Below are 24,685 nucleotides of genomic sequence, written 5' to 3' on the forward strand. Positions count from 1 at the left end.
GAAAGGCGGATGCACGCGCACCGCAGCCCTTCCCCTCGCCCGCCGCGATGCGCTACACCCTGACTATCGCCCCGAGACGGAGCTGTCCGATGCCGCGCAAGGTCTTGCCCTGATGCGCCTCCACGCCCTCTGCCGCACCATCGCTTCGCGCCTGCGCCCCGCCGCGCCGGGGCGGCGGATTATCGTTCACATCGGCCCGCACAAGACCGGCAGCACGACCATCCAGGCCCTGCTCCGGCAGAACCGGCACCGCCTTGCCCCGCTGGAGGTGATCTGCCCCGGCGACCCTCGCCTCGACCGGATCCATCGCATCGCCCGCGCCGCCATCCGGCCCCATGGCGCAGCGAAACACGCGGACGCCTACTGCGCCGCCGCCGCGCGCCTGGCGCGGGACTGCCGGCATCTGCCCGTGGTCCTGATCTCGAACGAGGGGCTGCTCGGCCCGATGCCCACGCAGTTCGGCGTCACCGGGCTTTACCTTGCTGGCGGCGCCAACCTCGCCAGCCTTGTCAGCGGGCTTGCCCGGCACGGCGCAGAGGTCGAGGTCGTCTTCTACCGCCGCGAGATGAACGCCTGGACCCGCAGCCTGATCGCGCATCTCGGCGCGGATGGCCTCACGCCCGAGGGGTTTCGCACCGCCCACCGCATCCCCCACCACTGGGCCGGCCTGCTGCGCCGCCTGCGGGCAGACCTTGGCGCGGCGGCCCCCGGCGCGCGCCTCAGCGTGATCGACTTCGACGAGGATGCCGGCCCGACCCTCGGCAGCGCGCTGCTGCGCCGGGCCGGGGTGACAGAGACGGTCCTCGCGAGCCTTGCGTGGCCCGCGCCCCGCAGGGTGCGCAGCGCCGACGCGACGGACCCGAAGGACGAGAGCGCGCCCCTGTCCGATTCGACAACCCGGGCCCGCAAGTGTAGCGCACAGGAATGAAGGCATTTTTCATTGACACGGTCGCATCCGTGGTCTTCTTCACCGTCGTGGCCGGCTTAACTGAGTTTTTCATCGCCGGCATGGCCCCCGACGAGGTTCTGACCGCGCGGCTCATCACTATCCCCGTCATGATCCTGACCGGAAGGCCCTATGGGTTGTGGCGTGACGTGATATTCACGCGCTTTTCGCCGCGCAGCAGGCCGATGACCGCCCTGACCGATATCTGCGCCTTCCTGACGTTCCAGGTCCCGGTCTATGCGACGACCTTGCTGATCGCCGGGGCCAGCTTCGCGGAAATCCAGATCGCGATCAGCGCGGCCATCGTCTTCATGATCCTGCTGAGCAGACCGTTTGGCCTTTTTCTTGAACTGGCGCGAAAATGGGCCGCCCCCGCCGCCACCTGAGGCGGCGCGCGTCGGTCGGCCCGTTGACGCGCACCCGTCGGCCAAGCCCGCGCCTTAGCCGAGCAGCGTTCGCATCATCTGGCTGTCGGGGTCGAGCAGCCCGTCGATCACGTCGAAATGGTGCCGCCCCGGGGCCTTGACCTGCGCCATGTCCGCGCCGAGCCCGGTCCAGATGTTGGCCAGCAAGGTGGACTGGCGGACGAACTCGGGGCGTTCGATATCGCCGACCCAGGCGGTCACGCGCGCGCCGTTCCGGGGCAGCAGCAGCGCGGGGCTTTCCGCCGCCGCGCTTTCCAACGTCAACTTCAGGTCCTCGTTCATCGCCGTGCGGATCAGGGGGCGCAGATCATGCACGCCGCTGATGCTGAGCGTATGGGCCACCCGCGCCGCAACGCTTTCGGGCAGTGCGCTGTCGGAACACATCGCACGGGTCACAAGATGCCCGCCGGCGGAATGCCCTGCCAGGCGGATCGGCCCCGGCACCTCGCCCGCGGCGGCGGCGATCCCCGCCGCTACCTCGGTCCCGATCCCGGCGATGGAGGCTTCGGGGCACAGGGTGTATTGCACCATCGCCACCGCCCAGCCATGGGCCAGCGCCCCGGTGGCGTAGTGCGACCAGTAGGTACGGTCGAACAGGCGCCAGTAACCGCCGTGGACAAAGACCACCAACCCCTTCGGACTTTCCGCCTCGGGCAGGAACAGGTCGTAGAGCTGGCGCGCGCCCGCGCCGTAGGCAACGCCGAGCCGGGCGCGGCCCTGCGCGCTCATCCGGTCGCGAAAGGCCTGCGCATCGCGGGGCAGCGCCTCCAGGATCGCCGGGGCGTCGGGCACATGATCGCGGTTGGCATAGGCATCGTCCCAATCGGTGATCGTCATTGCAGGTCCTTCCCGTTCAGATCCCCAGCCGGTCGCGCATCGCGAACCAGCTCATCGCCAGCGTCAGAAGCGGCTGGCGCAGTGCCGTACCGCCTGGAAATTTCGCCGCCGGCAGGGCGCGGAAGGTGCGGAAATCTTCCTCGTGGCCCAGCACGAAGCGCGCCATCAGCGCCCCGGCCAGCGTTGCAAGCGCGACCCCGTGGCCCGAGTATCCCCCCGCCACCAGCTGCGTCTTTCCCGTCGCGTGGAAATACGGCAGGCGCGAGCGCGTGATCGCCAGCGTACCGCCCCAGGCGTGGTCGATCTTCACATCGCGCAACTGGGGGTAGATCCTCAGCATGTTGGCGCGCACCCTGTCCCCGTGGCGCGCAGGAAAGCGGTAGCCATAGCTTTCCGCGCCGCCGAACAGCAGACGGTGATCGGCGGTACGCCGGTAGTAATTCACGACGAACTTCGAGTCTGCGACCGCGATGTCCCGGCGGATCAGCGATTCCGCCCGCTCTTCCCCCAGCGGCTCGGTGGTGACGATGAAGCTGTTGATCGGCATCACGCGTTTCGCCGCGCGCGCGTGCAGATCGCCAAGATAACCGTTGCCCGCGTAAAGCACCCGGTCCGCCGTGACCGTGCCCTTGTCGGTCACCACCTTGTGGGGATGTTCCTCCGAGACCGAGCGTACCCGCGTGCCTTCATGCAGCGCGACGCCCCTTCCTTCCGCCGCCCGGGCCATGCCGAGCGCGTAGTTCAGCGGGTGCAGATGCCCCGCGCCCCAGTCGAGCACACCGCCGGCATAGGCCTTGGTGCCCAGTTCCTTACGCAGCCTGCGCCGCCCAAGCAGCTCGATCCGGTCATAGCCGCGCACGTCCGCCAGGAAGGCCGCTTCCCTTTTGGCCTGATCCATCCCCGAGGGGGACAACTCCGCATCCAGCACACCCGGCTTGTAGTCGCAGGGAATGTCGAACTCCGCGACCCGCGCGCGCACCAGTTCCTTGCCCTCCTCGGACAATTGCCAGAGCCGTCTGGCGTTGTCCTCGCCAAGACGGGAGCGCAACTCTATTTGGCCCATGCGCAGCCCGCTGCCCACTTGCCCCCCATTGCGCCCCGAAGCCCCCCAGCCGATACGGTTCGCTTCCAGCACCACCACGTCCAGTCCCTTGCCCGCCAGTTCCAGCGCCGCGGAAAGCCCGGTGTATCCTGCGCCGATGATGCAAACATGGGCGCGTCGGTCACCCCCGAGCGCGGGGTACGGAATGTCGTCAATCGCCGTTGTAGCGTACCAGCTAGGCGCGTGGGCGCCGGGCGTGTCGTTGTCTTTAAGTAGGTCAGTCATACGTTCAGCAACAGGTGTTCCCGCTCCCAGGGTGAGATGACGGCGAGGAAGCTTTCCGCCTCGTGCCGTTTCAGCGCAGCGAAGACCGCGACGAAGGGTTCGCCCAGCAACTCGCGGATCTCGGCGTTTTCCTCGAAGGCGTCCACCGCCTCCAGCAGGCTGCGTGGCAGCGCGTAGTCATAGTCGTAAGCCTCCCGGCTGACGGCAGGGCGGGGCGTCAGCCCCTCGACCATGCCGAGGTAGCCACAGGCCAGCGAGGCGGCGATGGCGAGGTACGGGTTCGCGTCCATCCCCACGATGCGGTTTTCCACCCGCCGCCCGGAAGGGGTGCTGATCGGAATGCGCAAGCCGGTGGTGCGGTTGTCCGGCCCCCATTCCAGGTTGATCGGGGCCGAGCCGCTGGCGACATAGCGCCGGTAGGAGTTCACGTAAGGCGCCAGCATCGGGATCACGCTGGGCAGGTAGGTCTGCTGCCCGGCGAGGAAGCCGTGGAACAGCGCCGTTTCCGCGCCGTCGGTATCAGAGAAGACGTTCTCGCCCGTCGCGATCTCCACCACGGACTGGTGGATATGCATGGCCGAGCCCGGCTCATGCTGCATCGGCTTGGCCATGAAGGTGGCGAAGCAATTCTGGCGCAGCGCCGCCTCTCGGATCGTGCGCTTGAAGAAGAACACCTGGTCGGCCAGCGCCAGCGGGTCGCCGTGGCGGAAGTTGATCTCGATCTGGCCCGCGCCGCCTTCCTGGATGATGGTGTCGATCTCGAAGCCCTGGGCCTCGGCGAAATCATAGATGTCGTCGATCACCGGCCCGTATTCGTCCACCGCACTCATCGAATAGGCCTGGCGCGAGGCGACGATGCGCCCGGTGCGACCGATCGGCGGCTCGATGGGCAGGTCCGGGTCGGTGTTCGGCTTGGTGAGGTAGAACTCCATCTCAGGCGCGACGACAGGGCGCCAGCCCCTTTTTTCATACAGCGACAGGACGCGCTTCAGCACGTTGCGCGGCGCGATGGACACGGGGTTGCCGCTCAGGTCCTCGATCTCGTGGATCACCTGCACGGTCACATCCTCCGCCCAGGGGCTTGAGGTGGCGGCCGCGTAGTTCGGCTTCAGCACCATGTCGCTTTCGATCCACTGGTTGGCGATGTCCATGTCCACGTAAGCGCCGTCGATGGTCTGGTAGAAGATCGAGGTCGGCAGGAACATCCGCTCCCCCCGGCTGAACTTCGCATCGGGCATCGCCTTGCCGCGGCTGATCCCGGCGATATCCGCAACCACGCATTCCACTTCCTCGACGCGCCGCCCCGCAAGCCACAGCTGCACCGCTTCGGGCAGGCGGGATGTCCAGTCTTCAGCATTCATGGGTCTGCTCTTTCGCTTATAAATGTCCGACGGGATGACGGCGCGCCCCGCGCGCCTCCGCCAGCAGGCACAGCCAGTCGTGTGCCACCGTTGCCGCCGCTATAGCCGTAATCTCCGAGGTGTCATAGGGCGGCGAGACCTCCACCACGTCCATCCCGACCAGGTTCAGCCCCGACAGCCCGCGCAGGATCTCCAGCGCCTGCCAGCTTGCCAGCCCGCCCGCCACCGGCGTGCCCGTGCCCGGCGCGAAGGCGGGGTCCAGCACGTCGATATCGAAACTGATGTAGACAGGCCGCTTGCCGACCCGCGCGCGCAGGAGGGCAATCGTCGCCTCCACCCCCTCGCGGTGGACCCAGGGCGCGGTCAGGATATCGAGCCCCGCGTCGCTGTCGTGAAAGGTGCGGATGCCCACCTGCGCCGAGACGCTGGCGTCCACCACGCCTTCGGCAATCGCGCGGCCCATCATGGTGCCATGGTCGATCCGCCCCGGATCGTCCTCCCACAAATCGCCATGGGCGTCGAACTGGATAAGCGCCAGCGGCCCGTGTTTCGCGGCATGGGCGCGCAGAAGCGGCCAGGCCACGAAGTGATCCCCACCCAGCGCGAGCGAGCGTGCGCCCGAGGCGATGATCTCACCCGCCTGCGCCTCGATCGTTTCGGCCACGGTGGCGGGGTGATGGGGGTCGAGCATCACGTCGCCCCAGTCGATGACGTTCAGCGTCTCGAACGGATCGAAGCCGAAGGGAAACGCCTTCAGCTCCGCCAACTGGACCGAAGCGGCGCGGATCGCCCGCGGCCCCAGCCGGCAGCCGGGGCGATAGGTCACCGCGCTGTCCCAGGGAATGCCCCAGACCGCCACGTCGACCCCGGCGAGGTCCCGGGTGTAAGGGCGGCGCAGGAAGCTGAGCGCGCCGCCATAGGTCATCTCTGCCCAGCGCCCGGCCGGGTCGCCCTTGCGAAAGGCCTGATCCCCTGCATCCATGGTCCATTCCTCCATTCCGGAGCCGCCTCGCGCCGCTTTGCGCGCGCGTCTTGACGGCAACCTGCCCCGTAACCGCTTTCCCGGCAACAACAAACCGCGCATCGCCTGCCAATCCGGGCGGGGGGCGGCGGGGCGGGCGGGTGGGCGCCGCCCCCCGTCCGGATACCCCACGCGCCGTCCGCGCGGGCCTCACTTGCGGCGCATCACCAACCCCGCGATCACGATCCCGAGCGCCACCACCAGGATGATCAGCGTCGCCAGCGCGTTGATGTCCGGGCTCACGCCCAGCCGCACCTTAGAAAAGATCACCATCGGCAGGGTCGACGCACCTGGCCCCGACGTGAAGCTCGCCACCACCAGGTCGTCCAGGCTCAGCGTGAATGCCAGAAGCCAGCCCGCCACCAGCGCGGGGGCGATCACCGGCAGCGTCACGTCGAAGAACACCCGCACCGGGGCCGCGCCCAGGTCGCGTGCCGCCTCTTCCAGGCTTTCGTCCATGTCCACCAGGCGCGACTGCACCACCACCGCCACGTAGGCCAGGCAGAAGGTCGTGTGCGCGATGATGATCGTCACCATGCCCCGCCCCGCGGGCCAGCCGATCATCCGTTCCATCGACACGAACAGCAGCAGCAGCGACAGGCCGGTGATCACCTCGGGCATCACCAGCGGCGCGGTGGTCATGCCGCGCAGGATCGGCTTGCCCCAGAAGGCGCGCATCCTGACCAGCACGAAGGCCGCCAGCGTGCCCAGCACCACCGCCAAAGTGGCGCTGGCAAAGGCGATCCGCGCACTGATCCAGACCGCGCCCAGCACCTGCTCGTCGCGCAGCAACTCGCCGTACCACTTGGTCGAGAACCCCGCCCAGACGGTGACAAGCTTGCTCTCGTTGAAGCTGAAAAGGATCAGCGAGCCGATCGGGATGTAGAGGAACAGGAACCCCAGCGTCGCCGCGATGATCAGGAACCAGCTGCGCCGCATCACGCCCTCTCCTGCATTTTCTGCATCCACAGGATGGGCAGCACGATCAACAGCAGCATCGCTATCGCCACGGCGCTGGCGACCGGCCAGTCGCGGTTGCGGAAATATTCGTCCCAGAGCACCCGCCCGATCATCAGCGTGTCCGGGCCGCCCAGCAGCGCGGGGATCACGTATTCCCCGATGGCCGGGATGAACACCAGCATGCAGCCCGCCACGACGCCCGGCAGCGACAGGGGCAGCGTGATGCGCAGGAAGGTCGAGGCCCGGCTCGCGCCCAGGTCCGCCGACGCCTCCATCAGGGATTCGTCCAGCTTCACCAGCGTCGCGTAAAGCGGCAGGATCATGAACGGCAGGTAGGTGTAGACGATGCCGACATAGACCGCGAAATCGGTTTGCAGCATCACCAGCGGCTCATCGATGACGCCCATCCAGAGCAGCACGTTGTTGATGACGCCGTTGCCCTTCAGCAGGCCGATCCACGCGTAGACCCTGAGCAGGAACGAGGTCCAGAACGGCAGGATCACCAGGAACAGCAGGATCGTGCGTCGCGGCTCCGGCGCGCGCGCGATGGCATAGGCCATGGGATAGCCGACCAGCAGCGCCAGCACGGTCGAGACTGCGGCGATGCGGATCGAGCTGAGATAGGAATTGATGTACAGGCTGTCCGACAACAGGAACGCGTAGTTTTCGAGGTCGCCCATGAAGGCGCCGTCCTCGAACAGCGGCGTATAGGGCGGGCGCGCGATCGCGGGATCGACCAGGCTGATCCGCGCCACCTCGATGAAGGGCAGCAGGAAGAAGATGCCGAGCCACAGCATCGGGATCGCGATGACAATCCAGCGGCGGCTCATGGGGCCGTCCCCGGGGCGGTGGGTTCACAAGAACCCACCCTACGCGGGCCGCCCGTAGGGTGGGTTGCTTCCAACCCACCATGCGCCGCCGGCCCGTTCATGCGCTCAGCACCACGCCGGCCTTTGCCGGGAAGCTGATGAACAACCGCTCGTCCCAGGTGAAGGCCTCGGAAGCGTCGTCGATGTTGGACACCGACACCTTGACCGAGCGCCCGTTGTCCAGCGCCAGCTTGTAGATCGTCATGTCGCCCATGTAGGCGTAATCGCTGACCGTTCCGCTGAGGACATTGGCCGCAGCCCCCTGTTCGCGGCTGAGGCGCATCTTCTCGGGGCGCACCGCCACGGCCACCTGCTGCCCGGCGCGCAGGCCCACCACCGGCTCGGTCAGGATCGGCCCTTCGGCGGTTGTGATCCGCATCGCGTCAGGCGCGGCCACGTCGACCTTGCCCTCGAACAGGTTCACCGTGCCGATGAAATCCGCCACGAAGCGGCTGCCTGGCCGCTCGTAGATCGCGCGCGGCTCGCCCACCTGGACGATCCTTCCTGCGTCCATCACGCCGATCCGGGTCGCGAGCGTCATCGCCTCTTCCTGGTCGTGGGTCACCACGATGAAGGTCACGCCCAGCTGGTCCTGGATGTTCATCAGCTCGAACTGCGTCTCTTCGCGCAGCTTCTTGTCCAGCGCGCCGAGCGGCTCATCCAGCAACAACAACTTCGGGCGCTTGACCAGGCTGCGGGCCAGCGCCACGCGCTGGCGTTGGCCGCCGGACAGCTGGTGCGGCTTGCGCGCGGCAAACCCCTCCAGCTGCACCAGTTTCAGCATGGCGGCGACCTTTTCCATCGCCTCCGCCTTGCCCATGCCGCCGCGCAGCAGGCCGTAGGCGACGTTCTTTTCCACGCTCATGTGCGGGAACAGCGCGTAGGACTGGAACATCATGTTGGTCGGCCGCGCTTCCGGCGGGACACCGGCCATGTCCTGGCCGTCGATGCTGACCTTTCCGGCACTCGGCGCCTCGAAGCCCGCGAGCATCCTGAGCAGGGTGGACTTGCCACAACCCGACCCGCCCAGCAGGCAGAAGATCTCTCCCTGCCAGATGTCCAGGCTGACATCGTCGACGGCGATGAAATCGCCGAAATGCTTGCTGATGCCTTCTATGCGGATGAAGGGCGGCGTGCGCGCCTCCCGCCAGGGCTTCAACTCGCCCGCTGTAGGTTTCGTGGCGGTTCCGACCATGTCGCTCCCTTCCCGCGCGCAAACGCGGGCCGGCCCCGCGAGGGACCGGCCCCTTCAGCCTATTGCCCGGTCTTCACCGTGGTCCAGAGCCGGGTGATGGTGCGGTCCAGGCGGCTGTCATAGGGCACGGCGGACCACAGGTTTTCCTTCGCACTGGGCGTCGGGAAGATGCCGGGATCGGACTTGATCTCCTCGTCCACAAGCGGCATCGAGGCTTCGTTGGCGTTGGCGTACCAGACGTAGTTGGTGATGTCGGCGGTGATCTGGGGATCCATCACGAAGTTGATGAACTTGTGCGCCGCGTCCGGGTTCGGCGCATCGGCGGGGATCGCCAGCAGGTCGTACCAGCTGAGCGCGCCTTCCTCGGGGATGGTGTAGGCGATCTCGACCCCGTTGTCGGCTTCCTCGGCGCGGGCCTGCGCGATGAACACATCCCCCGAGAAGCCGACGGCCACGCAGATATCGCCGTTCGCCAGGTCGTTGATGTACTGGCTGGAATGGAAATAGCGCACGTAGGGCCGCACGCTGAGCAGCAGGTCGGCGGCCTTTTCGAACTCCGCGGGATCGGTGGTTTCGGGATCGCCCCCGAGGTACTTGATCGCGGGCGGCAGCATCTCGGTCGGGGCGTCGAGGAAGGACACGCCGCAATCGGCGAGCTTTTGCATGTTCTCCGGCTCGAAGATCAGGGCCCAGCTGTCCACAGGCGCATCCTCGCCCAGGGCTTCAGTGACCTTGGCGACGTTGTAGCCGATGGCCGTGGTGCCCCACATGTAGATGACCGAATGCGCGTTGTCCGGGTCATAGGCGGCCGCCGCCTTCATCAGGTCGGCGTCCATGTTGACGAGGTTGGGCAGCTTGGACTTGTCCAGCGGCTGATAGACGCCGGCGGCGTTCTGGCGCTGAAAGAAGTCCGAGGTCGGCACCACCAGGTCGTAGCCCGAGTTGCCGGCCAGCATCTTGGCCTCCAGCACCTCGTTGCTGTCATAGACGTCGTAGTTGACCTCGATGCCGGTCTCCGCCTCGAACTTCTCGATCGTGTCCTCGGCGATGTAGTCGGACCAGTTGTAGATGTTCAGCACCTCCTGCGCGGCAAGGGGGCTGGCGACAAGAGCGGTGGACAGGGTCAGCGCTAGACGCAGTTTCATGACTCAATTCTCCCGATTTTTCAGTCAAAGTCCAAGTCGGTCTCGCAGCCCGTACCACCAGCTTCCGGCGATGGAATACGGCACGCGAAAAGTCTGTCCGCCGGGGAACGGCGTCCATGGCAGCTTTGCAAATGTGTCGAAGCGCGACAAGTCACCGTTGATCGCCTCGGCGACGATGCGCCCGAACAAGTGGCTGCCGGTGACCCCGTGCCCCGAGTAGCCATGGGCGAAATAGGTCGCCGGGCCCAGCCGGCCCAGTTGCGGTACACGGCTGAAAGTAAGCGCGAAATTGCCCGACCAGGCGTGGGTCAGGCGCACGCCGCGCAGGGCGGGAAACAGCTTTTCCAGGTTGGGCCGCAGCTTTGATTCGATATCCGACGGGGTGGAGCCGCCATAGACCGTGCCGCCCCCGAACAGCAGGCGCCCGTCCGCGGACAGGCGGTAATAGTCCAGGATGTAGCGCAGGTCCTCGACGCACAGATCGCTTGGCAGGATCTCGGCCGCGCGCGCGCCGAGCGGTTCGGTCGCCACCATCTGGGTGGAGGCGGCCAGCACCCGCGTCGCCAGCGCCGGCACCGTCTTGCCGAGGTAGGCGTTGCCGCAAAGCACCAGAACACGGGCCGAAACCTCGCCCGCATCGGTGCGGATCAGGGGCCGCGCCGCGGATGTGTCGACCGAGATCACGGGGCTGTCCTCATGGATCACGCCGCCAAGGCTTTCAAACGCCGCCGCCTCGCCAAGGCACAGGTTCAGCGGGTGCAGGTGCCCCCCGGAATGATCGATCATGCCCCCGACATAGGCGTCGGTGCCCACATGGGCGCGGATCGCGTCGCGGTCCAGCATCTCGTGGCTGTCCATCCCGAAGGAGGACCAGAGCGTGCGCTTTGCTTCCAGCTCGGCCATCTGCTTGTCGGTGAAGGCGGCGAACAGGTTGCCGGGCTTCAGGTCGCAGGCGATATCATAGCGCTTCACCCGGTCCCGGATGATGTCGCCGCCCTCGGTCACCAGCCCGCCGACGAAGGCCTGCACCTCGCGCCCGTAGAGCGCGCCGATCTTCTCAAGCGAGGCGTTCAGCCCGTTCACCAGTTGCCCGCCGTTGCGCCCCGACGCGCCCCAACCCACTTTCGCGGCCTCGACCAGGGTCACCTTGTGGCCCTTTTCGGCCAGTTCCAGCGCGCAGGACAGGCCGGTGTAGCCCGCGCCGACGACGCAAACATCCGCCTCCACTCGTCCGCGCAGGGGCGGGCGCGCGGGCGCGGGATTGGCCGATGCGGCGTAATAGGAGCCGGGATAGGCGGCGGGCATCACACCACCTCCAGATAGGTCTGAACCTCGAAGTCGCTCATCCGCTCGGCGAAACGGGCCAGTTCCTGGCGTTTCGCGGCAGCGTAAAGGCGTGCCATGGCGACGGGAAACGGACCGCTTTCGTCAGTACGGAAGGCAGCGATGGCGTCGAACCAGTCGTCGGGCAGCGTCTGCAGCCCCTCCGGCGCGCCGGTATGGGGGGGAATCGGCTCCTTCCCCGCCTCGATCCCCTCAAGCGCGGCGTTCAGGATCGCGGCGATCACCAGGTAGGGGTTGGTGTCCGCCCCCGCGACCCGGTGTTCGAAACGCCGCGCCCTGGGGTTGCCGCCGGGCACGCGGATCGCGGCGTAACGGTTCTCATACGCCCAGCCGATGGCGGTGGGCGCGTGCCCACCCGGAACGAGGCGGCGGAAACTGTTCAGATGCGGCGCGAAGAGCAGCGTGCTTTCGTGCATCCGCGCGAGGCACCCGGCAATCGCGTGGCGCAGCGCGGGCGCGCCCTGCGGCGTGCCGTCGTCGAAGATGTTGCGCCCGGAGGCATCGAGCATGCTCATGTGCAGATGGAACCCGTTGCCCGCCTGTTCCATGTACGGCTTGGCCATGAAGCTTGCCGCCAGCCCATGAGAGCGGGCGGTGCCGCGCACCAGCCGCTTCAGGAAGATCGCGTCATCGGCCGCTCGCAACGGGTCCGTGGTATGGCGCATCGTGATCTCGAACTGCCCGGGAGAGCCCTCCGCCACCGCGGCATCCGAGCCGATGCCCATCGTTTCGCAGGCGCGGTAGAGATCGTCAAAGAACGCCTCGAAGCCGTCCAGCTCGTCGATGGCGTGCACCGCCTCGGCGCGCAGCGGGTGGCCGGTGACGGGCGACAGCGGCGGCGTCGGCTGCTTCGCCTCGCCATCCATCAGGTAGAATTCCAGCTCGGTCCCGATGACCGGCGTCAGCCCCATGGCGGTCGCCCGCGCCGCCACCCGGGCCAGCGCGTGGCGCGGGTCAAGCGAGCTGGGCGTGCCATCGGCGTTGTAGAACCACATCGGCACCATGACGCTGGGTCGCGCCAGCCAGTGCTGGGGCATCGGATCGCGCCCGGTGTGCTGGCAGATCCCGTCCGCGTCCCCCGCTTCGAGGATAATGTTGTCCTCTTCCACGTCCCGGCCCCAGATATCCTGCGCGGCCAGGGTCAGCGGCATGCGAACGTCGCCCTTGGCGACCCGCGCCGCGTCGCTGACGGGCACTCGCTTGCCGCGGAACGTGCCGTTCAGATCGCAGATCGCAACACGCAGGCTGCCCACTTCGGGGTGCGCCCGCAACCAGTTTTCGAGATTGCTGATGGAGTTGTCCATGACGGGCGACGCTATCAGTTTCGCCAACACCCGCAAGATGATTCCGGCCTGCCCTGAAGGCGTTTGCCGGAAAGTCTGCGGCGCGGATCGACCGCGCGGACAGGCAGGCACAAAGGCCCCGCCCGGTGCGAAATGAAAGCCGGGCTCAGGGCCCCGGGATGTCCCCGCCGAGAGGTTTCTGCCACTCCATCAGCACGAACATCGGCGCGCGGCGGTAGTAGGAAACCAGTTCGTGCGGGCCGTCGCCCGGCACCGGTTCGGCGAAATGCGTCAGGGTCATGCCGCGCCGCATCAGGGGCGCCAGGTAGTCCTGCATCGGGCGATGCCAGTTGCGCACGCGAATGCCCCGCCAGCCCACCCAGTAGGAGCGTGTCGCGTGGTAATCCTCGCACACGAACGCGCCCGGCGGCGCGGCGCGGTGCTGGCGCAGCCAGCCGTTGGCGAAATCGTCCCGGGGCATCGCGGTGGCGAAGCTCGACAGGTTGGCGACCAACAGCCGCCCGCCGGGGCGCAGCACGCGGATGATTTCGCCGTAGGCGGCATGAAGATCCTCGATATCCATCAGGCAGAGGTAGGCGACCACCAGGTCGACGCTGTCCTCCTGCAACGGGATCGCCTCGGCCCGGCCGGTGAGGAACCGCGCGCCGCCCGGGCCCGCCTGTTGCGCGCGCCGGCTTGCCTCGCGCACGAGGGCCCGTGTCGGATCGACCCCGGTCACGTCCAGCCCCTCGCCCGCCATCAGCCGCGAAAAGCGCCCCTCCCCGCAGCCGAGGTCCAGCGCGACCCGCGCACCGCTGGCGCGCACCCGCTCCAGCATCGGCGTGTCGAGGATGTGCTCGCGCGCAAAATCGCCACGCTCGCCCATGTCGGCGATCCAGGCATCTGCGGATCTGTCCCAGCCGGTATCCATCGCGCCTTCAGATAGTCATGGCCCTCGCGAGGGCGCAAAGCAGGACATGTCGGTTCTGTGACATTTCCCATAATGCCCCCGGGAATGGCCCGGCCTTGCCCGTATAACCGCCTGACGGATTGCGAATTCCGCCGATCCGGGGCAGTCTCCCCCCGAACTTTTCCAAAGGACGAAGACATGCGCGCAACCCTGTTCAAAGAGCTTGACTGCGAGCTGGGCGAAGGCCCGCTCTGGGATGATGCCCACCTCTGGTTTTTCGACATCCTGGGCTGCAAGATGTTCCGCCTGAGCGCGGACAGCCACACCCTGGAAAGCTGGGAGGGGGAGCGCATGGCCTCGGCCGCCGCGCGGACCGAGGTGCGCGACAGGATGCTGATCGCCACCGAGACCGAGCTGATGGTCTTCGACATGGACACACAGACATCGGAATCGCTTTGCCCGCTTGAGGCGGACAACCCCGCCACCCGCACCAACGACGGGCGCGCGGACCGGCAGGGCGGCTTCTGGATCGGCACCATGGGCAAGAACGCGGAACCGGAGGCGGGCGCGATCTATCGCTATTACAAGGGCGAGTTGCGCGTCCTGAGAAAGGGCGTGACGATCCCGAACTCGATCTGCTTCTCGCCCGACGGGCGGCTGGCCTATTTCTCGGACTCCGCGCTTCAGACAATCTATCGCTGGACCCTCGGCCCCGATGGCTGGCCCATCGGCGCGCCGGAAGTGTTCCACGTGATCGGCGGCGGCGATTCCGCCCCCGACGGGGCGGTGGTCGATGAAAGCGGCGCGCTCTGGGTCGCGATCTGGGGCGACGGGCAGATCCTGAACATCTCCGCCCAGGGGGTCGCGCGCGAGCATGTCAGCGTGCCGGTCAGCCAGCCCTCCTGCCCCGCCCTGTCGGTCGAGGGGCGGATGTACATCACCACCGCCCGCGAGGGGATGAGCGCCGAGCAACTGGCCGCCGAGCCGCTGTCCGGCTCGATCTTCGTCGTGGACCTGCCCGCCCGCGGGGTGGAGGAGCCGAAGGTGATCCTTCCGTGAACAACAGGGCCCTTCTGCGCGCGCTGTTCGACGCCGCCGTCGCCGCCGCCCTGCCCGCCCGTATCGTGCCGCCCCATGTGCCCGCCAACACCGGCAGCCCGCTGACGGTGATCGGCGCGGGCAAGGCCTCCGCCGCGATGGCCGCCGCAGTCGAGGCCACCCATGACTGGCCGCTGTCGGGGCTGGTCGTCACCCGCTACGGCCACGCCGTCCCTTGCAAGAGGATCGAGATTGTAGAGGCCGCCCACCCCGTGCCCGACGCCGCCGGGGCCGAGGCCGCACAGCGGATGCTGGACCTTGTCCAGACCTTGGGCGAAGGCGACCAGGTGCTCGCCCTCATCTCGGGCGGGGGCTCCTCGCTGCTGACCCTGTTGCCCGAGGGGCTGAGCGCCGAGGACGGCGCCGCGCTGAACCGCGCGCTGCTGCATTCCGGCGCGCCTATTGATGAGATGAACTGCCTGCGCCGCCACCTAAGCCGCATCGCCGGCGGGCGGCTGGCGGCGGCCGCGCACCCCGCACGGCTGACCGCGCTGCTGATCTCGGACGTGCCCGGCGACGATCCGATCAACATCGCCTCCGGGCCCACGGTCGCGGATCCCACCACGCTGGCGGACGCGCGGGCCATCGTGCGGCGCTACGAGCTGGACCTGCCCGCCGCGATCCATGCGGCGCTGGAAAATCCGGCCAACGAAAGCATCAAGCCCGGCGATCCTCGCCTTGCCAACAGCGAAACCCGCGTCATCGCCACGCCTGCCGCCTCGCTCGACGCGGCGGCGGCGGTGGCGCGCGACGCGGGGCTCACGGTGATCGACCAGGGCGACGCGATCGAGGGCGAGGCCCGCGACATCGGCGCTGCCTTCGCCGATGCGGCAATGGCCGAACAGGCCCGCCTGAAACCGGGCGATGCGCCGGTCGTCATGATCTCCGGCGGGGAAACCACGGTCACCCTGCCCCGCGATGGCCGCACGCTCGGCAAGGGCGGGCGCTGCGTGGACTTCCTGCTCGGGCTGGCCGCGCGGCTGGACGGCGCGCCGGGCATCCACGCGATTGCCGGGGATACCGACGGCGTGGACGGCGCAGCGGAAGTGGCGGGCGGCATCGTCACGCCGCAGACCCCGGCTTTGGCCGCGAAAGCGGGCACCAGCATCGCCGCCGCGATGGAGGCTTACGATGGCCACGGCTTCTTTGCCGCCATCGACGCGCAGGTGATCACCGGCCCGACCCTGACCAACGTGAACGACTTCCGCGCGATCCTGATCGAACCGCTGGTGTAATTGGGCTTCAGCCGAGGCGCGCCAGCAGCGCGGGCAGATCTTTCAGCGTTTCGATCGTCAGGAAACGCGGCGCATCCTCGGGCGGGTCCGCATGGTCCAGCGCCCAGGTCAGCCCGTGGGGCACATGGCAGCCCCAGGCCCCCGCCGCCAGCGCGGGCAGCACGTCGGACTTCAGCGAGTTGCCCACCATCATAGCCGTCTCCGCCTCTGCACCGAAGATGCGGGCGTAGGTCTCCGGCGTCTTCTCGCTCACGATCTCCACCGCGTCGAAATGATCGCCAAGGCCGGACTGCGCCAGCTTGCGTTCCTGGTCGAACAAATCGCCCTTGGTGATCAGCAGGATGCGGTAGTCTTCCGTCAGCGCGCGCACCACCTCCGCCGCGCCGGGCAGCAGCTCCACCGGGTGGGCGTGCAGCGCGCGCCCCGCCTCCACGATGTCGCGCAGCACGGTGCCGGGGACGCTGTCCTCCGTCACCTCCAGCGCGGTTTCCACCATCGACAGCGTGAAGCCCTTCACCCCGTAGCCGTAGTAGTCCAGGTTGCGCCGCTCGGCCGCCAGCAACCGCTCGGCCAGGTGATCGGGGTCGGCGTAATCGGCCAGCAGCGCCTGGAAACGCGCCTGGGTGATCTGGAAGAAACGCTCGTTCTGCCAGAGCGTATCGTCGGCGTCGAAGGCGAGGGTTGTGATGTGGCTCATCGTCCTGAAATGCCACCTCCATCCCGGCAAGTCGAGGGGCGGCGGAAAGGGCCCGCCCCCCGGCGCTTCCGGCGGGATCAGCCCGGCCAGTCGAACTGGCGCGCGGCGCGGATGAATTCCTTCAGCTCCGGGGAATGGGGACGACCGGGCATCGTGACCAGGCAGACCTGCCGCGTCAGGCGCGGGTCCACCAGCGGGCGCTGGATCAGGTCGTTGTTGCTGACCGCCAGCTCCGGCATCAGCGCCACGCCCATCCCTGCGCTGACCATCGCCTGCACCCAGTCCTCCCGCAGGGACTTGAAGCGCGCGGGCAGCGTGATGTCCTGCGCCTGGCAGGCCGACAGCAGCATCGGGCGCATTTCACAGCCCAGCCGGTCGACGTAAGGTTCGCCGTCCAGCTCGTTGAGCGTGATCCCGTCCTTTTCCCGGTAGGGGTGATCGGGGGGCAGGATCACGATGTAGGGCTCATCGTAAAGCGTCATCTGGGCATAGGCGTCGAACCCGCCGACCGGGTTCACCATCACCGCATCGTACTGGCCTGCGTCCAGCCCGGCGCGTAGCTCGTCCACCCCCGCCTCGCTCATCGAGACCTGGACCTCCGCGTGCTCATGGCGGAAGCGCGACAGGAACCGCGACAGCCGCGCGTGCCCGATGCTGGTCATCACGCCAAGGTTCACCGGCGTTTCCGCGCGCGTGCGGTAGTTGATGGCCAGGTCGCGCACCGACTCCGCCGTGTCCAGCACATGTTGCAGGCGCGGCATCATGCGCTTGCCGAAATCCGACAGGAGCACCCGGTTGCCCTCGCGCAGGAACAGCTGGGCGCCCAGCTCCCCCTCCAGCGCCTTGACGGCCTTGGTCAGTGCGGGTTGAGATATGTCGCAATGCTCCGCCGCGCGGGTGAAGTTGAGCGTCCGCGCGGCTTCCAGCGCATAGCGGATCTGATGCATTTCCATTCTGGGGGAATCTCCGCAAGTCGGTCTGTGGCGGGCCAGCCCTACCATAACTTTCGGGAATAGCCCCATAATTCCCATCCCATTGCGAGGGATACGCCTTTCTGGTTCCTTCCGCCTGTCAGGAAACCCCGTTCCGGGGCCTGCGGCATGGTGAGTTCGAGTGCCGATCCCCGGGCGCAAGGGCGTGTATTGTCCTTGCTGGGTTTCCTTTTGCGTGAACGGTCTGCAAGTTGCGTGCGTTTTGTTGCTCCAACGAAGCGGGTTCGGGCATTTGTCGCGGTCATCATGCGTGCCACGGCGCTCTCTCCTCCCCGCGGCTCCCCCCGGCGGCCCGCGTGTCCCGGCGCTTCGGGCCTTGATGCCCGTAGCCGCCGGGCGCGCGTTACGTCCGGGCTCCCCCACGCGGCGCACGCGCTTTCCGGCTTTACGAAACGCAGCGAATATGTCTCGATCCGGTTTCATCGTCCGGTTGCATCGGGAAAGGGTATTTCATGGACCTGCAAATCTGGCTGGCCTTCGTCGCCGCGTCCACCGCACTGCTGCTGATTCCGGGGCCGACGGTTCTGCTGGTGCTCAGCTATGCGGTCAGCCAGGGCAGACGCGTCGCGCTGGCCACCGTGGCGGGGGTGGCGCTGGGAGACCTTATCGCGATGTCGGCCTCGCTCGCGGGGCTTGGCGCGCTTGTGCTCGCCTCGGCCACGCTGTTCACGGCGCTGAAATGGATCGGCGCCGCCTACCTTGTTTACCTGGGCGTAAAGCTGTTTCGCAGCGCCGCGACGGCAACGCTCGGCACTGTCGAGGGGGCGGGCCGCGCCAGTGCGGCGAATGTCTTCGGCCATGCCGCGGCGGTCACCGCGCTCAACCCCAAGTCGATCGCCTTCTTCATCGCCTTCGTGCCGCAGTTCATCGCCGTCAGCGACCCGCTTCTGCCGCAGTTCTTCATCCTGACGGGCACCTTCGTCGGCCTGGCCGCGCTGAACGCGCTGGCCTATGCGCTGCTGGCGGACCGGTTGCGCACGAGGATCGCCCGGCCGTCCGTGCTGGCGGCGATCTCGCGGATGGGGGGCGGCGCGCTGATCGCCATGGGGATTGCCACGGCCACCGCGCGGCGCGCGCAATAACCCGCCGCACCCCGGCCCCGCGCGCGCCATGCGCATTTCCGATCAACCCAAGGCAAATTTCGCATTGGATACATCCCATTGCTTCGGTTAGGCTTTCCGCGAAGCACCCGTCACGACCGGGTGGAGCAGACATGTTTCCCGGTGACAGGTGGACCACCCCATGCACCCCAAGGAGATGACAGAAGCCGGCCGTCAGGCCCCGGCGCCGTTTGCCCAAAGGCCCGTGCAGAACGGGCCGTCTGGCACTATGAAACAGGCCAACTGGCCTCGACACTTCAGGGTTCAACTCTCATGATGCGCACATGACCGAACACATCTCTCCTCCGCTCGACCTTTCGCCGCCGGTCTCTGACGAGATCCGGCAAACCACGTGCTACATGTGCGCCTGCCGCTGCGGCATCAACGTCCACCTCAAGGACGGCAAGGTGAAGTACATCGAAGGCAACAAGGCGCATCCGGTGAACCGGGGCGTGCTTTGCGCCAAGGGCTCCGCCGGGATCATGCAGCACACCGCGCCCTCGCGACTGCGCGCGCCGATGAAGCGCACCGGCCCCCGCGGCTCGGGCGAGTTCGAGGAAATCACCTGGGAAGAGGCGCTGACCCTCGCCGCGGACTGGCTTGGCCCGATCCGCGAAAGCGCGCCCCAGAAGCTGGCCTTCTTCACCGGGCGCGACCAGTCGCAAAGCTTCACCGGATGGTGGGCGCAACAGTTCGGCACCCCCAACTACGCGGCCCACGGCGGCTTCTGCTCGGTCAACATGGCGGCGGCGGGGATCTACACCCTGGGCGGCGCGTTCTGGGAATTCGGCGCGCCCGACTGGGAACGCACCAAGCTGTTCATGATCTTCGGCGTGGCCGAGGATCACGATTCCAACCCCATCAAGATGGGCCTTGGCCGGCTGAAGGAACGCGGCGCTAAGGTCATCGGCGTGAACCCGGTCCGCTCGGGCTACAACGCGATCGCCGACGAATGGGTCGGCATCACGCCGGGCACCGACGGGCTGTTCATCCTCGCCCTCGTGCATGAGCTGCTGAAGGCCGGCAAGATCGACGTGGACTACCTCTGCCGCACCACCAACGCTCCGGTGCTGCTGGATGCGGACGGGATGTTCGCGCGCGACGCGGACGGCAAGGAACTGGTCTGGGACCGCGTGACCAACTCGGCGCAACCCTTTGACAAGCAGGGGGTGAAACCCGCGCTCCATGGCGACTTCGACGGCCTGACCCCCGTCTTCGGAAAACTGGCCGAACGATACCTCTCGGACGATTACGCGCCCGAGGCGGTGGCCGAGCAATGCGGCATCCCGTCGGACACCATCAAGCGCCTGGCCGCGGAACTCGCGCAGGCCGCCTTCGAGGAAGAGGTGGTCATCGACCAGCCCTGGACCGACTTCCGTGGCAACCGGCACGATAAGATGGTCGGCCGCCCCGTCAGCTTCCACGCCATGCGCGGCATCTCGGCCCATTCCAACGGCTTCCAGACCTGCCGCGCGCTGCACATGCTGCAACTGCTGCTCGGCTCGGTCGAGGTGCCCGGCGGCTTCCGCTTCAAGCCGCCCTACCCGAAGCCCGTGCACGCGCACCCCAAGCCCCACGCCGGGGTGACGCCGGGCAAGCCGCTGGACGGGCCGCACCTCGGCTACCCGCGCGGGCCGGAGGATCTGCTGATCCACGACGACGGCACCGCCAGGCGCATCGACAAGGCCTTCACCTGGGACGCGCCGATGTCGGCCCACGGGATGATGCACATGGTCATCTCCAACGCCCATGCCGGGGATCCCTACCCGGTGGACGTGCTGTTCCTCTACATGGCGAACATGGCTTGGAACTCCTCCATGAACACCAAGGGCGTGATGGAGATGCTGACCGACACGAACGAGGACGGCAGCTACCGCATCCCGAAGATCATCTACTCCGACGCCTATTCCTCGGAAATGGTGGCCTACGCAGACCTGATCCTGCCCGACACGACGTATCTTGAGCGGCACGACTGCATCAGCCTGCTGGACCGCCCCATCTGCGAGCCGGAGGCGGTGGCCGACTCGATCCGCTGGCCCGTGGTCGAGCCTGAGCGCCCCGGCCACGAAGGGGTGCGCGGCTTCCAGACCGCGCTGATCCAGCTCGGCGTGAAACTCGGCCTGCCCGGCATGGTCGATGCCGACGGCAACGCGATCTACAAGGACTACGCCGACTATATCGTGAACCACCAGCGCCGCCCCGGAATCGGCCCCCTCGCCGGGTTCCGCGGCGACGGAACGGAATCGGGCCGCGGCGCGCCCAACCCGAACCAGATCGAGGCGTACAAGCAGAACGGCGGTTTCTGGGTCGAACACCTCCCCGAGGCGGCGCAGTTCTGCAAGAACGTGAACATGGACTACCAGCAATGGGCGGCGGACATGGGGTTCTACCCCTCCGACAAACCGGAGCCCTACCTGTTCCAGCTCTACGTGGAACCCATGCGCAAGTTCCAGATGGCGGCCGAGGGCAAGGGCGACCACCAGCCCCCCGAGCACCTGCGCGAGCGGCTGAAGATCGCCATGGACCCGCTGCCCCTCTGGTACGCCCCATACGAGGAAACCCGCATCGACGTGGCGGACTTCCCGCTGCACGCGCTGACCCAGCGCCCGATGGCGATGTACCACTCCTGGGGCAGCCAGAACGCCTGGCTCAGGCAGATCCACGGGCGCAACCCGCTCTATGTCTCGGGCGACATCTGGCAGGAACACGGCTTCAAGGATGGCGACTGGGCGACGCTCACCTCCCACCACGGCGAAATCACCGTGCCGGTGGTGCGAATGGACGCGCTGAACCCGAAAACCGTCTGGACCTGGAACGCCATCGGCAAACGCAAGGGCGCCTGGGCGCTGGAGCCGGACGCACAGGAAGCGACCAAGGGGTTCCTGCTGAACCACCTGATCCACGAACTACTTCCCGCCAAAGGCGACGGCCTGCGCTGGTCCAACTCCGATCCGGTCACCGGCCAGGCCGCCTGGTACGACCTGCGCGTGCGCATCGCCCGCGCCGCGCCGCGCCCCCAGACCGCGCCGGACACCGGCGCCCAGAAGAACCCGGTCGCCACCGGCCCGGACGAACTGGAATACGGGAAGGAATGGACATGACCCAACCAAGCGCCATGCCCATTCACCTCCAACGGCACACTGCCCCACTTTGCTCCCCAAATACTCCGGGGAGCGCGAGGGGCCGGCCCCTCGCTCCGACGCTGCCCCGGGCGCCCCGGCCAACCCGGGTCTCGCCCCGCACAAGCCTTACGCAAGTCATCCGGAAAGCAGACGCATGACAAGCCTACCCCAAAGCACCGAAAAAAGCCTCGGCCTGGTCATTGATCTTGATACCTGCGTCGGCTGCCACGCCTGCGTCGTGTCCTGCAAGGAATGGAACACCGGCGCCTACGGCGCGCCGCTCTCGGACCAGGACCCCTACGGCGCCGACCCCTCCGGTACCTTCCTCAACCGGGTTCACACCTTCGAGGTAAAGCAACCCGAGAAACCCGCACAGGTCGTGCATTTCCCCAAGTCCTGCCTGCATTGCACCGACGCCCCCTGCGTCACCGTCTGCCCCACCGGCGCCAGCTACAAGCGGGTCGAAGACGGCATCGTGCTGGTCAACGAAAGCGACTGCATCGGCTGCGGCCTCTGCGCCTGGGCCTGCCCCTATGGCGCGCGCGAAATGGACCAGGCCGAAAAGGTGATGAAGAAATGCACCCTCTGCGTGGACCGGATCTACAACGACAACATCCCCGAGGAGGACCGCGTCCCTTCCTGCGTGCGCACCTGCCCGGCCGGCGCGCGGCATTTCGGGGACCTCTCAGACCCTGAAAGCGGCGTCTTCAAACTGGTTGAGGAACGCGGCGGCATGGACCTGATGCCCGAACAGGGCACGAAGCCGGTCAACAAGTACCTGCCCCCGCGCCCGAAAACCGACACCGCCCCCGACCTCGACGTGCTCGGCCCGCTGCTGGCCGAAAGCACCGAAGGCGCGGGCGGTTTCTTTGGCTGGCTCGACCGGGCCCTGGACAGGATCTGACATGCATCCCGCTGTTTCCATTATCCTTTTCACCGCACTATCGGGGCTCGGCTTCGGGCTGATGGTGTTCCTCGGGATCGACCCGCCCGCCAAGGGCGGCTGGGTCATGGCGGTCTTCGCCGCCCTTGCGCTGGGGCTGTCCACGGTGGGCCTGCTCGCCTCCACCCTGCACCTCGGCCACCCGGAACGGGCGGTGAAGGCGTTCAGCCAGTGGCGCTCCTCCTGGCTCAGCCGGGAAGGCGTGGTCGCGGTCGCCACCCTTGTGACCTTCGGCCTCTACGCGACGCTGATCGTGCTGTTCGGCGTCACCGTGCCGCTGCTCGGCTGGCTCTCGGCGGTGCTGGCGCTGATCACCGTCTACTGCACGGCGATGATCTACACCCAGCTGAAAACCGTGCCGCGCTGGCGTCAGCCGCTGACGCCGGTGCTGTTCCTGCTGTTCGCGCTCACCGGCGGTGCGCTTCTGTCGGGCCATGTCACGCTGTCGCTTTGGCTGCTGGCAGCCCTTGGCATTGCGCAGGTGGCCGCATGGGTGCAGGGCGACAAGGCGCTCGCCGCCTCCGGCTCTACCATGGAAAGCGCAACGGGCCTCGGCCCCCTGGGCAAGGTGCGCCTGCTGGAGCCGCCCCATACCGGGTCCAACTACCTGATGCGCGAGATGATCCACAAGATCGGGCGCAAGCACAGCCAGAAGCTGCGCATCATAGCCCTTGTCCTGATGGTCGGCCTGCCCCTGCTGCTGGGCCTGACGGTCGAGGTCAAGCATCTGGCCGCCGCCGTGATCGTGCTCAGCCATGTCGCGGGGCTCTTCGTCGCGCGCTGGCTTTTCTTCGCCGAGGCGGAGCATGTCGTCGGCCTCTACTACGGGGCCCGCGGCTAGAACCAGCGTCCCGGGCCCCGCACCCGCGCAAGCGGGTGTGGGGGGCATGGGAATGGCCCGGAACGGGGCTCCGCCGGGTCGGCTCTCGGCGCTCAGATCAACACCAGCAGGATGATCCCGCCGCCGATCATCACGATCCCGGCCAGTTCCTCCCGCGAGATACGCTCGCGGAAGAAGAACACGCTCGCCGCCAGGGTGAAGAGCAGTTCCACCTGCCCCAGCGCCTTCACGTAGGCCGCGTTCTGCAAGGTGAACGCCGTGAACCACCCGAGCGAGCCGAGCATCCCGCTCAGCCCCACCCAAACCGCCACGCGCCAGGCGCCGAACACCCGCAGGATCTCGCCCGGTTCGCGCCAGGCCATCCAGAACGCCATGATCACGGTCTGGAAGGTGGTCACCACCGCCAGCGTCACCGCCGCCCGGATCAGGAAATCCCCCGAGGCCAGCGACAGCGACGCCCCGCGATACCCGATCGACGCCATGGAAAAAATCACGCCCGAGGCGATCCCGACGCCCGCCGCGCGGCTGAGTATTCCGCTCGCCAGCCGGCCAGGGTCCGGCACGCCGGACATCACGATCACCCCCGCCGCGGTTACGAGGATCGCGACCCAGGCACCGCCGCTGACCGGCTCGGCCAGGATCGCGGCCGACAGAAGCGCGGTCATCACCGTCTCGGTCTTTGAAAAGGTCACCCCGACCGCGAAATTGCGCAGCGAGAACAGCGCCACCAGCAGCGCCGTCGCCACGATCTGCGCCACCGCGCCGATCCCGGCATAAAGGGCGAAAGCTGGCGTCAGTCCCGGCCAGCCCGTCCCGTCCCGCATCAGCAGGCCAGCCACCACCAGCCAGGCCAGCGGCGCGGCGAAGACGAAGCGCGAGAAGGTGACGCCGATGGTGCTCAGCCGCCCCTTCAACGCCTTTTGCAACATGAAGCGGATGTTCTGCGCGAAGGCCGCCGCGATGGTGAACGGGATCCAGAGTTCCAAGGGGCACGGGCCTTTCGCGTGGGCAAGTCCAACCCCTGTTACGCGCGC

General features: G+C 67.5%; 22 protein-coding genes. 8 read left to right on the forward strand and 14 right to left on the reverse strand.

The window, feature by feature from the left end:
* Positions 1–112 precede the first annotated feature (112 nt).
* A complete protein-coding gene (locus DJ029_RS15975; RefSeq protein ID WP_112323495.1) occupies positions 113–928 on the forward strand; it encodes a hypothetical protein in 816 nt (271 codons plus the stop codon).
* Positions 925–1,332 (forward strand): L-alanine exporter AlaE, encoded by a 408-nt coding sequence (gene alaE, locus DJ029_RS15980; RefSeq protein WP_112323496.1) that lies wholly within the window; start codon positions 925–927, stop codon positions 1,330–1,332. Before DJ029_RS15975 ends, alaE begins: the two co-directional genes overlap by 4 nt.
* A 54-nt stretch (positions 1,333–1,386) precedes the next feature.
* Here alaE and DJ029_RS15985 read toward each other — a convergent pair whose 3' ends face one another.
* The 11 genes from DJ029_RS15985 to DJ029_RS16035 all read right to left on the reverse strand — a co-directional run bounded on the left by DJ029_RS15985 (position 1,387) and on the right by DJ029_RS16035 (position 13,644).
* Positions 1,387–2,208, reverse strand: a complete 822-nt coding sequence (locus tag DJ029_RS15985; RefSeq protein ID WP_112323497.1) for an alpha/beta hydrolase — start codon at positions 2,206–2,208, stop codon at positions 1,387–1,389.
* Positions 2,209–2,224: 16 nt separating this feature from the next.
* Positions 2,225–3,535 carry an NAD(P)/FAD-dependent oxidoreductase gene (locus DJ029_RS15990; protein WP_112323498.1) on the reverse strand — a complete coding sequence of 437 codons (1,311 nt, stop codon included), beginning with the start codon at positions 3,533–3,535 and terminating at the stop codon, positions 2,225–2,227.
* Positions 3,532–4,896, reverse strand: coding sequence for a glutamine synthetase family protein (locus tag DJ029_RS15995; protein ID WP_112323499.1), 1,365 nt, complete (start codon positions 4,894–4,896; stop codon positions 3,532–3,534). The genes DJ029_RS15990 and DJ029_RS15995 overlap by 4 nt, the downstream gene beginning before the upstream one ends.
* Positions 4,897–4,912: 16 nt before the next feature.
* Positions 4,913–5,878 (reverse strand): agmatinase, encoded by a 966-nt coding sequence (gene speB / locus DJ029_RS16000; protein WP_112323500.1) that lies wholly within the window; start codon positions 5,876–5,878, stop codon positions 4,913–4,915.
* Positions 5,879–6,067: 189 nt separating this feature from the next.
* A complete protein-coding gene (locus DJ029_RS16005; protein ID WP_198671170.1) occupies positions 6,068–6,859 on the reverse strand; it encodes an ABC transporter permease subunit in 792 nt (263 codons plus the stop codon).
* Positions 6,856–7,707, reverse strand: coding sequence for an ABC transporter permease subunit (locus DJ029_RS16010; RefSeq protein WP_112323502.1), 852 nt, complete (start codon positions 7,705–7,707; stop codon positions 6,856–6,858). Before DJ029_RS16010 ends, DJ029_RS16005 begins: the two co-directional genes overlap by 4 nt.
* Positions 7,708–7,804: 97 nt before the next feature.
* Complete coding sequence (locus tag DJ029_RS16015; protein ID WP_112323503.1) at positions 7,805–8,941, reverse strand: ABC transporter ATP-binding protein; 1,137 nt, start codon at positions 8,939–8,941, stop codon at positions 7,805–7,807.
* A 59-nt stretch (positions 8,942–9,000) separates the two neighbouring features.
* Positions 9,001–10,086 carry a polyamine ABC transporter substrate-binding protein gene (locus tag DJ029_RS16020; RefSeq protein WP_112323504.1) on the reverse strand — a complete coding sequence of 362 codons (1,086 nt, stop codon included), beginning with the start codon at positions 10,084–10,086 and terminating at the stop codon, positions 9,001–9,003.
* A gap of 24 nt (positions 10,087–10,110) precedes the next feature.
* A complete protein-coding gene (locus tag DJ029_RS16025) occupies positions 10,111–11,391 on the reverse strand; it encodes an NAD(P)/FAD-dependent oxidoreductase (RefSeq protein WP_112323505.1) in 1,281 nt (426 codons plus the stop codon).
* Positions 11,391–12,734 (reverse strand): glutamine synthetase family protein, encoded by a 1,344-nt coding sequence (locus tag DJ029_RS16030; RefSeq protein ID WP_112323506.1) that lies wholly within the window; start codon positions 12,732–12,734, stop codon positions 11,391–11,393. The genes DJ029_RS16025 and DJ029_RS16030 overlap by 1 nt, the downstream gene beginning before the upstream one ends.
* A gap of 145 nt (positions 12,735–12,879) precedes the next feature.
* Entirely contained in the window at positions 12,880–13,644 is a 765-nt protein-coding gene (locus tag DJ029_RS16035) for a class I SAM-dependent methyltransferase (RefSeq protein WP_112323507.1), read from the reverse strand.
* A gap of 177 nt (positions 13,645–13,821) precedes the next feature.
* Between DJ029_RS16035 and DJ029_RS16040 the strand changes: the two genes are divergently transcribed.
* Together DJ029_RS16040 and DJ029_RS16045 are read left to right on the forward strand one after the other, a co-directional pair.
* Positions 13,822–14,682, forward strand: a complete 861-nt coding sequence (locus DJ029_RS16040) for an SMP-30/gluconolactonase/LRE family protein (RefSeq protein WP_157966402.1) — start codon at positions 13,822–13,824, stop codon at positions 14,680–14,682.
* Positions 14,679–15,956 (forward strand): glycerate kinase type-2 family protein, encoded by a 1,278-nt coding sequence (locus tag DJ029_RS16045; protein ID WP_112323509.1) that lies wholly within the window; start codon positions 14,679–14,681, stop codon positions 15,954–15,956. The genes DJ029_RS16040 and DJ029_RS16045 overlap by 4 nt, the downstream gene beginning before the upstream one ends.
* Positions 15,957–15,963: 7 nt before the next feature.
* Here the strand turns inward: DJ029_RS16045 and DJ029_RS16050 are convergent, their stop codons facing one another.
* Positions 15,964–16,653, reverse strand: a complete 690-nt coding sequence (locus tag DJ029_RS16050) for an HAD family hydrolase (RefSeq protein WP_112323510.1) — start codon at positions 16,651–16,653, stop codon at positions 15,964–15,966.
* Positions 16,654–16,730: 77 nt separating this feature from the next.
* Positions 16,731–17,606: a LysR family transcriptional regulator gene (locus DJ029_RS16055; protein WP_198671171.1), complete on the reverse strand. Its 876-nt coding sequence runs from the start codon at positions 17,604–17,606 to the stop codon at positions 16,731–16,733.
* Between the two features lie 491 nt (positions 17,607–18,097).
* On the opposite strand from DJ029_RS16055, the gene DJ029_RS16060 reads away from it, so the two are divergent.
* The 4 genes from DJ029_RS16060 (at position 18,098) to DJ029_RS16075 (ending at position 23,651) form a co-directional block, all read left to right on the forward strand.
* Positions 18,098–18,727 (forward strand): LysE family translocator, encoded by a 630-nt coding sequence (locus tag DJ029_RS16060; protein ID WP_112323512.1) that lies wholly within the window; start codon positions 18,098–18,100, stop codon positions 18,725–18,727.
* Between the two features lie 302 nt (positions 18,728–19,029).
* Positions 19,030–21,846, forward strand: coding sequence for a molybdopterin oxidoreductase family protein (locus DJ029_RS16065; protein WP_112323513.1), 2,817 nt, complete (start codon positions 19,030–19,032; stop codon positions 21,844–21,846).
* A 175-nt stretch (positions 21,847–22,021) separates the two neighbouring features.
* Positions 22,022–22,771: a 4Fe-4S dicluster domain-containing protein gene (locus DJ029_RS16070; protein WP_112323514.1), complete on the forward strand. Its 750-nt coding sequence runs from the start codon at positions 22,022–22,024 to the stop codon at positions 22,769–22,771.
* Position 22,772: 1 nt separating this feature from the next.
* Positions 22,773–23,651: a dimethyl sulfoxide reductase anchor subunit family protein gene (locus DJ029_RS16075; RefSeq protein WP_112323515.1), complete on the forward strand. Its 879-nt coding sequence runs from the start codon at positions 22,773–22,775 to the stop codon at positions 23,649–23,651.
* Between the two features lie 92 nt (positions 23,652–23,743).
* On the opposite strand, the gene DJ029_RS16080 is transcribed toward DJ029_RS16075, so the two are convergent.
* On the reverse strand, positions 23,744–24,637 hold the full coding sequence (locus DJ029_RS16080) for a DMT family transporter (RefSeq protein ID WP_112323516.1): 894 nt from the start codon (positions 24,635–24,637) through the stop codon (positions 23,744–23,746).
* Positions 24,638–24,685: the final 48 nt, after the last annotated feature.

The organism is Oceanibium sediminis (assembly GCF_003265325.1).
In the GTDB taxonomy this organism is placed as follows: domain Bacteria; phylum Pseudomonadota; class Alphaproteobacteria; order Rhodobacterales; family Rhodobacteraceae; genus Halovulum; species Halovulum sediminis.